Raw genomic sequence first — 14,902 nt, forward strand, 5'->3', positions numbered from 1 at the left:
AGCGCTAGGACGCTTCAACACCTCGCGCCATAGTATCGCGCCGATATATACGCGGCCAATCGACGCCGCATACGGAGATGAACGGCGCTGGATGCGGCCGTCAACACCGGCCGAACAGGGGGCGAATCAGCCGGGGTAGTTGATGCGCTTGGTATTGCCTTCGGGATCCATCTCGATGTAGCCGCTGTTGTTGAACTTCCCGGATACATAGATCGAGATCGCGACGGTGTCCGGCGGGGCGGTGGTGTCCTTGCTGGCCTTGAAGATCAGGTAGACGGTGTTGATCTCGTTACGCTTGATGCCCAGCGTCTCGGGCGCGCCGTGCAGGATTCCGGTGATCTTCTCGAAGTTGAACTTCCCGAGGTCGACGACGCGTTCGTCACTGCTCACCGTCGTGGTGTCGGGGTCGTCCCAGCCGCCGCGGTAGTCGTACCGCAGCACCCGGCGGGGTTCGCCCGGGTCGGGGCGCTCGAGGATCGCGTAGTCCGGGTAGATGGTCAGCTCGTAGCCGGTGGTATCGCCGAACTTCTTCTTCATCTGGGTGAACAGTCCGGTCAGCCCGCCGAGCGACTGCAGCTGGCGCGGCGGGGTGAGCACCACGGGAGCGACGCCGTCGGGCTTGGCACCCGGGTCTTCGGCGGCAGTCAGCGGGGACTGGCCGGGCGCGGCGTAGAAGCCCCAGCCGATGGCGATACCGACCACGAGCATCACCGCGGCGCCGGCGGCCAGGATGCCCCAGCCGGTCGACCGCACCGCGCGGCCCGCGCCGGTCTTCAACGGCGGCAGTTTGACCGACGAGTTCGCGGTCTGCAGATCGGTTACCAGCGAGCGCAGTTCGCCGAGCGTGACGGCCCGGGTCGCCGCCGCGACGCGCTGCCGGTGCTCCTCGGCGGACAGCTGGCCGTCGGCCAGTGCCGTGTCCAGGATCTGGCAGGTGTCGTTGCGGTCGCTGTCTTTCGCCCGGGTCGCTGCGGTGGCCACCGGGAAAGCGTAAAGGTCAGGTGGTGCGCGCGCGTGAGCCCGGCCACAAGCCGTTTACCGCTGCACCTATCGAGCCGGCTACAACCCGGCTACATGCGCGCCATCACGCGTCGGCGCTCAGGTGCCCGACGTACTCTGGTCAACGTGCGATTGCAGCGGCAGGTGGTCGACTATGCGCTCCGGCGCAGGTCGCTGCTGGCCGAGGTCTACTCGGGCCGTACCGGCGTCACCGAGGTGTGTGACGCCAACCCCTACCTGCTGCGCGCAGCAAAATTTCATGGTCGTACCAGTTCGGTGATGTGCCCGATCTGCCGGAAAGAACCGCTGACATTGGTGTCGTGGGTCTTCGGTGATCATCTCGGAGCGGTGTCGGGTTCGGCCCGCAGCACCGAAGAGCTCGTCCTGCTGGCGGCCAAATTCGACGAATTCGCGGTTCACGTGGTGGAGGTATGCCGCACTTGCAGTTGGAATCATTTGGTCAAGTCATATGTATTAGGGACGCCGAGTCCCCCGAAGGCGGCGAAGCCTCGTGGCACCCGCGCGGCGCGCTCGAAAGCGCGCACCGCCAGTGAGTGACGGAATGAGTGGGGCTGGGCGCCACAGCCGATCGGACAACGACGCGACCAGAGGACCGGGCGCCGGCGCTCCGCAAGGACGCCCCGGACCCGTGCCGCCGGACGACCGGCGCACCATGATCCTGCCGCCCGTCGGCAAGGCCGACGATGCGCGGCTGCGGGATCCGATCGACGCCGTGAAGGCAGCGCTCGACGGCACCAAGCGGCCGGGCCAGGCTCCGGTCGGCATGGGCGCGGGCATGAACCCGCCACCGAAGTCGCCGCCTCCGCCGCCCCCGCGGACCGGCGGCGGAAGTGGTGGTAACTCCGGCGGTCCGAAGTTGCCGCAGTTCAAGTGGAACTGGAAGGTGTTCCGCCGGCTCTGTTACGCGGGCGCCGTGGTGTTGTTGGTGCTGCCGATCGTCACGTTCGCGATGGCGTACCTCATCGTCGACATCCCCAAGCCGGGCGACATCCGGACCAACCAGGTGTCGACCATCCTGGCCAGCGACGGTAGCGAGCTCGCGAAGTTCGTGCCGCCGGAAGGCAACCGCGTCGATGTCAACATCGACCAGATCCCGGTGCACGTCCGCAACGCGGTGATGGCCGCCGAGGACCGGGACTTCTACACCAACCCGGGCTTCTCGTTCTCCGGCTTCGCGCGGGCGTTCAAGAACAACATCTTCGGTGGTGACCTGCAGGGCGGGTCGACCATCACGCAGCAGTACGTGAAGAACGCGTTGGTCGGTGACGCCCGCTCCGGCGTGGGCGGCTTGGTCCGTAAGGCCAAGGAGCTGGTGATCGCCACCAAGATGTCGCGGCAGTGGTCGAAAGACGAAGTGCTGCAGTCGTACCTGAACATCATCTATTTCGGCCGCGGCACCTACGGCATCGGCGCGGCGTCGAAGGCGTACTTCGGCAAGCCAGTCGAGCAGCTCGACGTGGCCGAGGGCGCGCTGCTCGCGGCACTGATCCAGCGGCCGTCGACCCTGGATCCGGCCGTCGACCCGGAAGGCGCCGCCGAGCGCTGGAACTGGGTGCTCGACGGCATGGTGACCATGGGCGCGCTGTCCAAGGAGGACCGCGCACAGCAGAAGTTCCCGGCCACGGTGCCGCCCGAGCAGGCGCGCCAGGCGAACCAGACCGAAGGACCCAACGGACTGATCCAGCGGCAGGTGATGAAGGAGCTGCAGAGCATCTTCAACATCAACGAGCAGGCGCTGAACACCGAGGGGCTGCAGGTCACCACGACCATCGATCCGAAGGCACAGTCGGCGGCCGAGGATGCGGTGTCGAAGTACCTGGACGGCCAGGCCGATGACATGCGCGCGGCGGTGGTGTCGGTCGACCCGCACACCGGCGGTATCAAGGCCTACTACGGCGGCTCCGACGCCAACGGCTTCGACTTCGCGCAGGCCGGTCTGCCGACGGGTTCGTCGTTCAAGGTCTTCGCGCTGGTGGCGGCCCTCGAGCAGGGCATCGGGCTGGGGTACCAGATCGACAGCTCGCCGGTGACGGTCAACGGCATCAACATCACCAACGTCGAGGGCGAGGGCTGCGGCACCTGCAGCATCGCCGAAGCGCTCAAGCGGTCGCTGAACACCAGCTATTACCGGTTGATGCTCAAGCTCAAGCACGGCGCGCAGGACGTCGCCGACGCCGCGCACAAGGCGGGTGTCGCCGACAGCTTCCCGGGCGTCGAGCACACGCTGTCCGAGGACGGCAAGGGCGGCCCGCCGAACAACGGCGTCGTGCTCGGTCAGTACCAGAGCCGTGCGCTGGACATGGCGTCGGCGTACGCGACGCTCGCGGCGTCCGGCGAGTACCACAAGCCGCATTTCGTGCAGAAGGTCGTCAACGGCGACGGACAGGTGCTGTTCGACGCGGCATCCCAGGACAACTCGGGTGAGCAGCGGATCCCGAAGGCCGTCGCCGACAATGCGACCTCGGCGATGCAGCCCATCGCCGGATACTCGCGCGGCCACAATCTGGCCGGTGGGCGGCCGTCGGCCGCCAAGACAGGCACAGTTCAGCTGGGTGACACCGGCGCCAACCGCGACGCGTGGATGGTCGGCTACACGCCGTCGCTGTCCACCGCGGTGTGGGTCGGTACGACGAACGGGACGCAGCCGCTGGTGAACAAGGGCGGCGGGCCGGTGTACGGCTCGGGCCTGCCGTCGGACATCTGGAAATCCACGATGGACGGCGCGCTGAAGGGCACCGACAACGAGTCGTTCCCGAAGCCGACGGCCATCGGTGGCTACGCGGGCGTGCCGCAGGCACCGGTGATCAAGCCGCCGGCGCCCGATGACCCCCAGGCGCCCATGCCGGGCGCGCCGTCGGAGACGGTGGTCCAGCCGACGCTAGTCATCGCGCCGGGCATCACGATCCCGTTCGGGCCGCCGACCACGATGCAGGTTGCCCCGCACCAGGATGCGCCGCCGCCTCCGGCCGGTGGCGACCCGAACCAGCCTGGCCCCCCGCCGCCGCCGTGACGGTCGACGAACCAGACGAGTCCGGCGTCCCGACGGTCTCGCCGGCCCGCTTGGCCCGGGACCTGCGCAGCGCCGACGATCGGGACCTGCCCAGCCGGACCGACGTGATGGGTGCGGCGCTGTCCGGGGTCGTGGGCGGGCCGGTGGGCCGGCACGCCATGATCGGCCGGGCGCCGTTCCTCACACCGTTCCGGGTGATGCTGATCATCGCGCTGGTCTTCCTCGGGCTGGGCTACACCACCAAGGCACCGTGCCTGGTGACGACGGGCACGGGCACCGCCGATCAGCGCGTCGCCAACTGGCAGAACCAGCGCGCCTACTACGAGTTCTGCTACTCGGACACCGTGCCGCTGTACACCGCGGAGCTGCTGAACCTGGGCAAGTTCCCGTACAAGTCCAGCTGGATCGAAACCGACAGCGCGCAGAAACCCCGCGTCCAGTACGACGGCACCCGCGCGATCCGCTACATGGAGTATCCGGTGCTGACCGGCATGTACCAGTACGCGTCCATGTCGGTGGCCAAGACGTACACGGCGCTGTCCAAGCTGGTCCGGATGCCGGTGGTCGCCGAGGTGATCATGTTCTTCAACATCTCGGCGTTCGGGCTCGCGCTGGCCTGGATGGCCACCGTGTGGGCGACCATGCGAATGTCCGGCCGGCGGCCGTGGGACGCCGCCGTGGTGGCCGGATCGCCGATCCTGATCTTCCAGGCGTTCACCAACTTCGACGCGCTCGCGACCGCATGTGCGGCCGGCGCCATGCTCGCCTGGTCTCGCCGAAAACCGGTGGTGGCCGGACTGCTGATCGGCGTTGGGGTTGCCCTCAAGCTGTATCCGCTGCTGTTGCTGATCCCGCTGGCGATGCTGGCGGTGCGGACCGGCAAGTGGCGGCCGGTGGCCAAGACGGCGATCACCGCGCTGGTCACGTGGATCGCGGTGAACCTGCCGATCATGGTGATGTTCCCGCGCGGGTGGTCCGAGTTCTTCCGGCTCAACACCCGGCGCGGCGACGACATGGACTCGCTCTACAACGTCGTGAAGTCCTTCACCGGCTGGGGCGGGTTCGACACCAACCTCGGTTTCTGGGAGCCGCCGACGGTCCTCAACACCGTCACCGCGTTGCTGTTCGTCTTGTGTTGTGCGGCAATCGCTTACGTCGCGTGGACGGCGCCGCAGCGGCCGCGGCTGGCGCAGCTGGCGTTCCTGGTCGTCGCGGCGTTCCTGCTGACCAACAAGGTGTGGAGCCCGCAGTACTCGCTGTGGCTGGTACCGCTGGCCGCGCTGGCGCTCCCGCATCGCCGAATCTTGTTGGCGTGGATGACCATTGATGCGCTGATCTGGATTCCGCGGATGCTGTACCTGTACGGCGACCCGAAGCTCGGGCTGCCCGAGCAGTTCTTCACCACCACGGTGCTGCTGCGCGATATCGCGGTGATCGGCCTGTGCGCGTTGGTGATTCGCGCCATCTACCGGCCGGAGGTGGATCTGGTGCGCTGGGGTGGCCGCGTGGATGATCCGTCCGGCGGCGTGTTCGACGAGGCCGACGACAATCCGCCACGCTGGTTGCCCGCCCGGCTTCGGCCCCGGCCGATCGCCGTCGCCGAACCCGATCCCGACCCGGAACCGGAGCTTGCGCCCACGGCATAAATGGGCTGCGTTCCCGCGCGCGCGGTGGCAGGGTCGAGGGCGTGACCGACCTGACGTTCTCCGATTCCGTTGTCATCGATTCCGATCCCGAGACCCTCTACGCCCTGGTGTCCGACGTGACCAAGATGGGTCAGTGGAGCCCGCAGTGCAAAGCGTGCTGGTGGGAGGACGAGGACGGCGGCCCGGTGGCCGGCGCCTGGTTCAAGGGCCGCAACGAAACCAGTGACCGAACCTGGGAGACGCGCAGCCAGGTGGTCGTCGCCGAGCCCGGCCGCGAGTTCTTCTGGGAGGTCAATGGCGGTTGGGTTCGCTGGGGCTTCACGCTGGATCCCGCCGACGGTGGCACGCGCCTGACGCAGTCGTGGGAGTTCCTGCCGGCCGGCATCGCGGGCTTCCACGAGCGCTGGTCCGACGACGCCGAGGCGCAGATCGCGCTCCGGACGAAGTACGCGAAAGAAGGCATCCCGCTGACGCTGGCGGCGATCAAGAAGACGGCCGAGGCCTAGGTTCTTTCGCGGTCGCCGCGAGCGTGCGCACAGACTGCGCAAGTCGGCGGTGCGGCGCGCTGGCTGCACAGTCGCGGCGTACGCCGCTCTCTCCCTTGGCAACTTCGATCTGGAGCCGTCAACTTGCCTTGACGGTCAATGAAAGTTGACGGCTCGGGATCGAACATGTCCAGAGGAGAGCTCTCTCGAACTCAGCCCTGGTACGACGGCGGGTACTGCGGAAAGTATTGCGGCGCCGCCCGGTTCTGCTCCGCCCTGATCCACGCGGTGGTCGACGGCAGCAATGCCAGGACCATCGTGATGATCGGGAACGCCAGGCCCAGAAGGGCGCTGACGACACCTTCGGGCGAGTACCAGTCGTCCGATGTCACGGCGGTGGTGAAGACGGAGGTCATCAGGTTGCTCACGATGGCCACCGCACAGCCACTGACCACGAGCCACCGGCCGAGCATCTTGCGCCGGAAGAGCAGCACTGCGCCGGCGATGAGCAACACGCTCAGCAGCGTGCCCAGCACGAGCGCGATGATCACCACGGCGACCAGTCCGATGGCCAGAACGCCGAAGATGCTGTCGAGGAATTCGACATCAGAGCGGTCGAAGTTGCTGCCGATCGATGCGATGACGATCAAGAAGAACAGCGAGACCGCGGTGATGCCGAGGCTGAGCAATCCGCCCAGCGCCGCCAGCACGCCGGCGGTGATCGCGGTGCCGCCGCTCGGCTGGGCTGGTGCCGCCGGCGGGACGGGGTAGGCGCCTGGCTGCGGGTACTGCGGATATGTCATGTGTTCCCTTTGACGCCGGCTTGATCCATTTAGCCCTGATGCGGCGGGTAGGGCGGAAAGTATTGCGGCGCAACGGGAGTGCGCTTGGCCTGAAGCCACGCGACGGTTGAAGGCCGAAGGGTCAACACGAGAGTCAAGATCGGGAAAGCGAGCGCCGGGACTCCAAACCTAGGGCCGCCCTCGTACTCGGAGATGGCGTTGTGTAGTCCATAGCTGATGACGGTCCCGGCCATGACCAGTACGCATCCGGCGACAATCAGCCAGCGCCCGGGCATCTTGCGCATGAGCAACATCGTCGCGCCGGCCAAGAGCAGTAAGGCCGCGACGACACCTGACAAGCAGAACATGACCGCGAGGGCATAGGTCCCACCGGGGAATGCGGCGGCGGACTCGCTCCTGACCCTGGCGATCGACGACAAGCCAGACAGGCCCATTCCGCCGTTGGCCAGTGCACCCAGAATCGACAGGACTGCCGCGCTGACCGCCGTGCCGCCACTTGGCGGGGCCGATGGCACAGGCGGATACCCGCCGGGAAACCCACCGGGATAGCCGCCCGGCTGTGGGTAGCCCTGCTGGTAGACCGGCTGGGCCGGATAGCCCTGCGGATACCCCGGCTGCTCGGGATACCCGGGCTGCCCCGGAAACCCTTGGCCGTACGGCCCCTGCGGATACGTCATGCGTCCCCCTCGCTGGCAAACGGTGAAGCCAGCCTATCGGCGGGCCGCGTATACCGGGGTCGCAGAAGGCTTTTGCATCGACTGCGAACTGACGCCGCGAAAGCTCCCGAGCCATCGTGTGCGTGGATTCGCAGTGAACGCCGGCCGCCCACCTCAGCGCTGATATGGCGGCGGGTACTGCGGAAAGTATTGCGGCGCAACGGGAGCGCGCTTCGCCTGGATCCATCGGGTGGTCGAGGGCAGGAAGGTCAACACGACGGTCACCACCGAAAAGATCGCAACCGGGAGGGCGATCACCCCTATGACGCCATCCCCGTCGGCACTTGCCGCCAGGAAGCCCATCAGGCCGAACGCGAAGATGGGTACGCAGCCGACGGCGATGAGCCACCGACCCGCGGTCTTGCGCGCCAGCAGCAGGAAGCCTCCGGCCAGAATCAGCAGACCGCCGACGACCGACACCGACAGGACCACGTCGCCGAAGTGCGATGAAGAGCGGGTGCCGAAAGAGTTCGGTTCTTTCGTGAGGGAGTCGAACAACGTCATGCTCCCGATGCCCCCATGCAGCACTCCGCCCATGATCGCCAGCACGCCCGCGATGACCCCACTGACACCGCCAGTCGACGCGGGCGGCACGGGTGCGGGCGGAAATCCGCCCGGAAAACCGCCCGCCTGCGGGTATCCCTGCTGGTAGCCGGGCTGGGTCGGGTAGCCCTGTGGATACCCCGGCTGCTGCGGGTAACCGGGCTGCCCCGGGAAACCCTGGCCGTAAGGCCCCTGCGGATACGTCATGCGTCCCCCTCGCCGACAATGATCTTGGACCCAGACTAGCGATCTTGACGGCCCCGTCAGGACAGCTCTTCGGAGAGCCGATTTCGCAGCTCAGGGGCTCTTCGGGTAACCTGACCCGGTTGCCGACGCAGGCGACCCTCCTGCCACGGAACACGCCGTGGCCGATACGACCATAGGAGGTGATGGGTTCCACATGCGTCCATACGAAATCATGGTCATTCTCGACCCCACACTTGACGAGCGCACCGTAGCTCCGTCGCTGGAGACGTTCCTGAACGTCGTCCGCAAAGACGGCGGCAGCGTCGAAAAGGTGGACATCTGGGGCCGTCGCCGGCTGGCTTACGAGATCGCCAAGCACGGTGAAGGCATCTACGCGGTTGTCGACCTGAAGGCCGAACCGGCCACGGTCAACGAGCTCGACCGTCAGCTGAACCTGAACGAGTCGGTGTTGCGTACCAAGGTCCTGCGGACCGACAAGCACTAGAAGCGCCGAAGCTCTGCGGATTTGTCGCGGGCCTTGCGTAGGCTCGCGCCTAATTCACCCAATCCGTCCCAGGAGGATCTCGTGGCTGGTGACACCACCATCACCGTTATCGGAAACCTGACCGCTGACCCGGAACTGCGCTTCACGCCGTCCGGTGCTGCTGTTGCGAACTTCACCGTGGCCTCGACGCCGCGGATGTTCGACCGGCAGAGCAATGAGTGGAAGGACGGGGAGGCGCTGTTCCTCCGCTGCAACATCTGGCGCGAGGCGGCCGAGAACGTCGCCGAGAGCCTGGTCCGGGGGTCGCGTGTCATCGTGACCGGCCGGCTGAAGCAGCGCTCGTTCGAGACCCGTGAGGGCGAGAAGCGCACCGTGATGGAGGTCGAGGTCGACGAGATCGGCCCGTCCCTGCGGTACGCGACGGCGAAGGTGAACAAGGCCAACCGCAGTGGCGGAGGCGGTGGCGGCTTCGGCGGAGGCGGCGGGGGTTCCCGTCCGTCCGCTGGTGGCGGCGCTCCGGCCGACGACCCGTGGGGCAGCGCCCCGGCATCGGGTTCGTTCGGCGGCGCCGACGACGAGCCGCCCTTCTGATCCACGTAATTGGCTGGGCAACCAGCTAGACCCAGAAAGAGAAAGACATGGCCAAGGCCACCAAGCGGCGTCCGGCGCCGGAAAAGCCGGTCAAGACCCGCAAGTGCGTGTTCTGCTCCAAGAAGGCGCAGACCATCGATTACAAGGACACCGGACTGCTCCGGACCTACATCAGCGAGCGCGGCAAGATCCGTGCCCGCCGCGTCACCGGTAACTGCGTGCAGCACCAGCGTGACATCGCCATCGCCGTGAAGAACGCCCGCGAGGTTGCGTTGCTCCCGTTCAGCTCGTCGACTCGATAGGGAGGACTGAGAAATATGAAGCTCATTCTGACCACCGAGGTCGACCACCTGGGCTCGGCCGGCGACACGGTTGAGGTTCGCGACGGCTACGGCCGTAACTACCTGCTGCCCCGCGGCCTGGCCATCGTGGCCACCCGCGGTGCGGAGCGTCAGGCCACCGAGATCCGTCGTGCGCGTGACGCCAAGACGGTTCGCGACCTGGACCACGCCAACGAGCTGAAGCAGGCGATCGAGGCCCTCGGCCCCGTGTCGCTGGCTGTCAAGGCCGGTGCCGACAGCGGCAAGCTGTTCGGTTCGGTGACCGCGGGCGACGTCGTCGCCGCGATCAAGAAGGCCGGTGGCCCGAACCTGGACAAGCGCACCGTCGAGCTGCCCAAGGCGCACATCAAGTCGGTCGGCACCCACAAGATCGCGGTGCGTCTGCACCCGTCGGTCAACGTGCCGGTGTCGCTGGCTGTCGTCGCCGGATAGGCACGCAGTAGCTCAAACAGCAGAACGCCCGGGTGGAGTCAATCTTTGACTTCGCCCGGGCGTTTTCTGTTGACAACGGGCGAATCTTTTCCGCCAATCTGCAAACAGTGATCTACGCCGGCTGTTAACCTGCGCGGCCCTTTTCCGCCACGCCCGCGCAACACAACACGCCCGAGATGGCCACCTGGCACGACACGCCGCACCAATTCTCATACACAGGGTGAAAGTCGATATATAGCCCTCTGACCTTTGGGTTTGGGAATTTACTCGCGGGTATTCCACAAGTTCTCCCCAACCGGTCAACATCGTTGTCCACGCCTTTCCACATTTCATCCACAAGGTTGCTAACAGGGGTGGTTTCGGGCCGCGCCAGCAATGCCTAACGTGATGCGTCGCGCGACAGGTGAGCGGCTTGCGGGCCGGACCTGTCGGCGGGGTGAAGTACGGTCACAGGTAGCTCGTTTCGAACGTTTGTTCATATTGATATTCGGGGAGGAGGAGCGCTTCGTGGCTGTCGCTGACGACCTGGGTCGGTCCGACATGGAGGAGCCGCCCAGCGAGGATTTCGGCCGTCAACCGCCGCAGGACATGGCTGCCGAGCAGTCCGTGCTGGGTGGCATGTTGCTGTCCAAGGACGCGGTCGCTGATGTCCTGGAGCGCCTCCGTCCCGGCGACTTCTACCGTCCGGCGCACCAGAACGTCTACGACGCGATCCTCGACCTGTACGGCCGCGGGGAGCCCGCGGACGCCGTCACGGTCGCCGCGGAGCTCGACCGCCGCGGTCTGCTCAAGCGCATCGGTGGTGCGCCGTATCTGCACACCCTGATCTCCACCGTGCCCACCGCCGCCAACGCCGGCTTCTACGCCGGCATCGTCGCGGAGAAGGCCACGCTGCGCCGTCTCGTGGAGGCCGGCACGCGCGTCGTGCAGTACGGCTATGCGGGCGCTGAAGGCGCCGACGTCGCTGATCTGGTGGACCGGGCGCAGGCCGAGATGTACGACGTCACCCAGACCCGCAGCAGCGAGGACTTCACGGTCCTGGAGGAGCTGCTGCAGCCCACCATGGACGAGATCGACGCCATCGCGTCGCAGGGCGGCATCTCGCGCGGCATCCCGACCGGGTTCACCGAGCTCGACGAGATCACCAACGGTCTGCACCCGGGCCAGATGATCATCGTGGCCGCGCGCCCCGGTGTGGGTAAGGCGCTGGCGCTCGACACCCCGCTGCCCACGCCCGGCGGCTGGACCACCATGGGCGACGTGTCGGTCGGTGACGAGCTGATCGACGCCAACGGACGGGCCACCCGCGTCATCGCCGCGACTCCGGTGCTGGAGGAGCGGCCCTGCTACGAGATCGACCTGTCGGACGGCACCACCATCGTGGCCGACTCCTCGCACCAGTGGCCGACGGGCCGCGGCATCGTCACCACCGCGACCTTGCGGCCCGGCGCCGACCGGCTCGAGCCGGCGTTGACCGCCGGTGGGCTGGCCGTGCTGACCCGCCCTGTGACGATCACCGATGTGCGCCGGGTGGATTCGGTGCCGGTGCGCTGCGTCGAGGTCGACAACCCGGCCCACCTGTATCTGGCCGGACGGTCGATGGTGCCCACGCACAACTCGACGATCGGCCTGGACTTCATGCGGTCCTGCTCCATCAAGCACCAGCAGGCCAGCGTCATCTTCTCGCTGGAAATGAGCAAGACCGAGATCGTCATGCGACTGCTCTCGGCTGAAGCCAAGATCAAGCTGGGCGACATGCGCTCGGGCCGGATGAGCGACGACGACTGGACCAAGCTGGCCCGCCGCATGAGCGAGATCTCCGAGGCGCCGCTCTACATCGACGACTCTCCGAACCTGACCATGATGGAAATCCGGGCCAAGGCCCGTCGTCTGCACCAGAAGGCCAACCTGCGGCTCATCGTCGTGGACTACATGCAGCTGATGACCTCGGGTAAGAAGTTCGAGTCCCGGCAGCAGGAAGTCTCGGAGTTCTCCCGGTCGCTGAAGCTGATGGCCAAGGAACTCGAGGTGCCCGTGGTCGCCATCAGCCAGCTGAACCGTGGTCCCGAACAGCGCACCGACAAGCGCCCGCAGGTGTCGGACCTCCGCGAATCGGGGTGCCTGACGGCGTCGACCCGGATCCTGCGCGCCGACACCGGCGCCGAGGTCACCTTCGGTGAGCTGATGGCGACGGGGGAGCGGCCGCTGGTGTGGTCGCTCGACGACCGAAAGCGCATGGTTGCCCGGCCCATGACCAACGTGTTCTATAGCGGACACAAGGAAGTCTTCCTGCTGCGCCTGGCCTCCGGACGTCAGGTGGAGGCCACCGCCAACCACCCGTTCATGACCCTTGATGGCTGGGTATCGTTGGGCGACTTGGCTGTTGGTGATCGCCTTGCCGTGCCGCGCCGCGTGCCGGAGCCGGTGCACACCGAGCGCATGGACGAGGCCGAGATCATCATGCTCGCGCACATGATCGGCGACGGCTCGTGCGTCAAGCGTCAGCCCATCCGGTACGCGTCGATCGACGAGGCGAACCTCGTCGCTGTCGCTGGTGCGGCGAAGCACTTCGGTATTACGGCCGTGCGCGACGAATATCCGGCGGCCCGCGTGACCACGTTGCGCATGCCGGCGCCGTACCGGTTGACCCACGGCAAGCGGAATCCCATCGCGGCCTGGCTGGACAAGCTGGGGCTGTTCGGGAAGCGGAGCTACGAAAAGTTCGTTCCCCAAGAGGTTTTCGCGCTGCCCAACGATCAGGTGGCGCTGTTCCTGCGGCACCTGTGGGCGACGGATGGTTCGGTGCGATGGGACGAGAAGGTTGGCATTGGGCGTGTCTACTACGCGACGACCAGCCGGCAGCTGGCCGACGATGTGGTGCAGCTGCTGCTGCGAGTGGGAGTGCAGGGCCGGATTGCTCGTGCGAAGAAGGCCGGCTATCGCGATTGCTGGCATGTCTGCATTGACCGAGCAGAGAATCAGACCGCGTTCATAACGAAGGTTGGGGCGCACGGTGCTCGCGATGAGAACGCCCTTGAGGTACTCGCCCAGTTGAGGAAGCGGACGGGTAGGCCGGGTAGCGACACGTTGCCCGCCGAGGTCTGGGACCTCGTCCAGTCGGAAATGGCCGAGAAGGGCTGGACAAATCGCGATCTCAAACTCGCGACGAATGTCACGGCGTGCGAATCTCGTTGGAAGACTTCACCGGGTCGCCACATAATCCACCGCATCGCGGCCGCGTTGGGGAATCGTGAACTGCACGACCTGGCTACCAATGATGTGTTCTGGGACGAGATTGTCGAGATCACCAGCATCGGTGAGCAAGACGTCTACGACGGTACCGTTGATGGAACGCATAACTTTGTGGCACAAGGTATTTCGGCGCATAATAGTTTGGAGCAGGACGCCGACATGGTCATGCTGCTGCACCGCCCGGACTCCATCGACCGCGACGACCCGCGCGGTGGTGAAGCGGACATCATCCTCGGCAAGCACCGTAACGGCCCGACCGCGAATATCACTGTGGCGCACCAGCTGCACTTCTCGCGGTTTACGAATATGGCGCGGTAGGTCGACCACACTTGTGTAGGGTCTCACGGATCGTGGCACAGTCTCACGGTTGATGGCACACCGATGGCATAAATGCCAGGTTGGTGAGACACGCGGGCGGCTCAATACCCGCGCACTCCTTGCGGTCGTGTGACGATCGAATCACCTACAGCAGTTTGATCCAGTTGCAGGATCGGGTGATTGTCATGGGCCACATTGGAGACCAGGCATCGACTGCCGCCGTCTCTTATCGATGTTCGGCGGACCTGAGTGAGGTCACGCACGAGTGGGCTGCCGCCGGGATTGATTGGCTCGCCGCAGCGGCACCTTGGCGGACTTTTCGGTGGTATCACGGGCAAAGGCACTATTCCGGTACGTATTGGTCGAGCACCATGAGTGCGCACGTCATCTATGAGTCTCGACTTGAGTTGGCGCGCTTACTCTTTGCCGACTTTGATCCCGCGGTGCGGCACGTTGTTGCCCAACCGTTCCTGCTTAGGACAACGGTCGACCGAAAGCCGCATAAGCATATCCCTGACTATCTATTGATCACCGATACGGGCCCGGTGCTCGTAGATGTGAAACCAGCCCACCGTCTCGCCGATCCCAAGGTGGCCTTCACCTTCGAGTGGACCCGCGAGCTCGTCGAAGCCCGCGGCTGGCGCTATGAGGTCGCGACCGAACCCGACGCCGTCGAGCTCGCCAATGTCCGCTTCCTTGCCGGGTACCGGCGTGAATGGCTATTTCCCGTCGACCTTCTAGCGCAAATTCGGGACGCGGCCCTCGATGCGATGTCACTGGCCGAGGCGTTCTACTGCGTGCCAGGACGACCAGGGCATCTCGTGAAAGCTGCTGTACTGCACCTGCTGTGGCGACAGGAAGCACTGATCGATATCAGCGAGCCCCTCAGCGGCCGGACACAACTGAGGAGGCTGGCGTGACGCCTTCGGCAGTGGTGCGGGTCGGTGTGGGGACCCGTCTGGTGCATGACGGGGAGCTGGTTGAGATCGTCGAGGCCCGAGCGGGCCAGACTGGTATGGACGTGACATTGAAATGCCCGTCCACGCAGACGTTT

14 protein-coding genes are annotated in these 14,902 nt (G+C 66.0%); 10 read left to right on the forward strand and 4 right to left on the reverse strand.

Features of this window, described 5'->3' with window-relative positions:
- Window positions 1-126: 126 nt before the first annotated feature.
- The gene (locus G6N46_RS18265; RefSeq protein WP_082934498.1) at window positions 127-981 is read right to left on the reverse strand and encodes a DUF1707 SHOCT-like domain-containing protein; all 855 of its coding nucleotides are present in this window, start codon (window positions 979-981) and stop codon (window positions 127-129) included.
- Window positions 982-1,125: 144 nt separating this feature from the next.
- Between G6N46_RS18265 and G6N46_RS18270 the strand changes: the two genes are divergently transcribed.
- Genes G6N46_RS18270 through G6N46_RS18285 form a run of 4 tightly spaced genes read left to right on the forward strand, consistent with a single transcriptional unit; the run spans window position 1,126 to window position 6,182 of the window.
- A complete protein-coding gene (locus G6N46_RS18270; protein ID WP_020099850.1) occupies window positions 1,126-1,557 on the forward strand; it encodes a DUF5318 domain-containing protein in 432 nt (143 codons plus the stop codon).
- A gap of 4 nt (window positions 1,558-1,561) precedes the next feature.
- Window positions 1,562-4,030 carry a transglycosylase domain-containing protein gene (locus G6N46_RS18275; protein ID WP_163692862.1) on the forward strand — a complete coding sequence of 823 codons (2,469 nt, stop codon included), beginning with the start codon at window positions 1,562-1,564 and terminating at the stop codon, window positions 4,028-4,030.
- The gene (locus tag G6N46_RS18280; protein ID WP_138251306.1) at window positions 4,027-5,676 is read left to right on the forward strand and encodes a glycosyltransferase family 87 protein; all 1,650 of its coding nucleotides are present in this window, start codon (window positions 4,027-4,029) and stop codon (window positions 5,674-5,676) included. Before G6N46_RS18275 ends, G6N46_RS18280 begins: the two co-directional genes overlap by 4 nt.
- Before the next feature lie 41 nt (window positions 5,677-5,717).
- Window positions 5,718-6,182 (forward strand): SRPBCC family protein, encoded by a 465-nt coding sequence (locus tag G6N46_RS18285; protein ID WP_138251305.1) that lies wholly within the window; start codon window positions 5,718-5,720, stop codon window positions 6,180-6,182.
- 191 nt (window positions 6,183-6,373) lie between these two features.
- Here G6N46_RS18285 and G6N46_RS18290 read toward each other — a convergent pair whose 3' ends face one another.
- The 3 genes from G6N46_RS18290 to G6N46_RS28955 all read right to left on the reverse strand — a co-directional run bounded on the left by G6N46_RS18290 (window position 6,374) and on the right by G6N46_RS28955 (window position 8,430).
- Window positions 6,374-6,964 carry a hypothetical protein gene (locus G6N46_RS18290; RefSeq protein WP_138251304.1) on the reverse strand — a complete coding sequence of 197 codons (591 nt, stop codon included), beginning with the start codon at window positions 6,962-6,964 and terminating at the stop codon, window positions 6,374-6,376.
- A gap of 29 nt (window positions 6,965-6,993) precedes the next feature.
- Complete coding sequence (locus G6N46_RS28950) at window positions 6,994-7,641, reverse strand: hypothetical protein (protein WP_138251303.1); 648 nt, start codon at window positions 7,639-7,641, stop codon at window positions 6,994-6,996.
- 153 nt (window positions 7,642-7,794) lie between these two features.
- Window positions 7,795-8,430 (reverse strand): DUF2076 domain-containing protein, encoded by a 636-nt coding sequence (locus tag G6N46_RS28955; RefSeq protein WP_138251302.1) that lies wholly within the window; start codon window positions 8,428-8,430, stop codon window positions 7,795-7,797.
- A gap of 193 nt (window positions 8,431-8,623) precedes the next feature.
- Between G6N46_RS28955 and rpsF the strand changes: the two genes are divergently transcribed.
- The 6 genes from rpsF (at window position 8,624) to G6N46_RS18330 (ending at window position 14,768) form a co-directional block, all read left to right on the forward strand.
- The gene (gene rpsF, locus G6N46_RS18305) at window positions 8,624-8,914 is read left to right on the forward strand and encodes a 30S ribosomal protein S6 (protein ID WP_020099843.1); all 291 of its coding nucleotides are present in this window, start codon (window positions 8,624-8,626) and stop codon (window positions 8,912-8,914) included.
- Window positions 8,915-8,995: 81 nt separating this feature from the next.
- Window positions 8,996-9,505, forward strand: a complete 510-nt coding sequence (locus tag G6N46_RS18310; RefSeq protein WP_138251301.1) for a single-stranded DNA-binding protein — start codon at window positions 8,996-8,998, stop codon at window positions 9,503-9,505.
- Window positions 9,506-9,552: 47 nt separating this feature from the next.
- Window positions 9,553-9,807 carry a 30S ribosomal protein S18 gene (gene rpsR, locus G6N46_RS18315; RefSeq protein ID WP_020099841.1) on the forward strand — a complete coding sequence of 85 codons (255 nt, stop codon included), beginning with the start codon at window positions 9,553-9,555 and terminating at the stop codon, window positions 9,805-9,807.
- Between the two features lie 15 nt (window positions 9,808-9,822).
- On the forward strand, window positions 9,823-10,278 hold the full coding sequence (rplI, locus tag G6N46_RS18320; RefSeq protein WP_138251300.1) for a 50S ribosomal protein L9: 456 nt from the start codon (window positions 9,823-9,825) through the stop codon (window positions 10,276-10,278).
- 507 nt (window positions 10,279-10,785) lie between these two features.
- Window positions 10,786-13,848: a replicative DNA helicase gene (locus tag G6N46_RS18325; protein ID WP_407665124.1), complete on the forward strand. Its 3,063-nt coding sequence runs from the start codon at window positions 10,786-10,788 to the stop codon at window positions 13,846-13,848.
- Between the two features lie 281 nt (window positions 13,849-14,129).
- Window positions 14,130-14,768, forward strand: coding sequence for a TnsA-like heteromeric transposase endonuclease subunit (locus G6N46_RS18330; RefSeq protein ID WP_197746750.1), 639 nt, complete (start codon window positions 14,130-14,132; stop codon window positions 14,766-14,768).
- Window positions 14,769-14,902: the final 134 nt, after the last annotated feature.

The sequence above is a fragment of the Mycolicibacterium phocaicum genome, assembly GCF_010731115.1.
In the GTDB taxonomy this organism is placed as follows: Bacteria; Actinomycetota; Actinomycetes; order Mycobacteriales; family Mycobacteriaceae; genus Mycobacterium; species Mycobacterium phocaicum.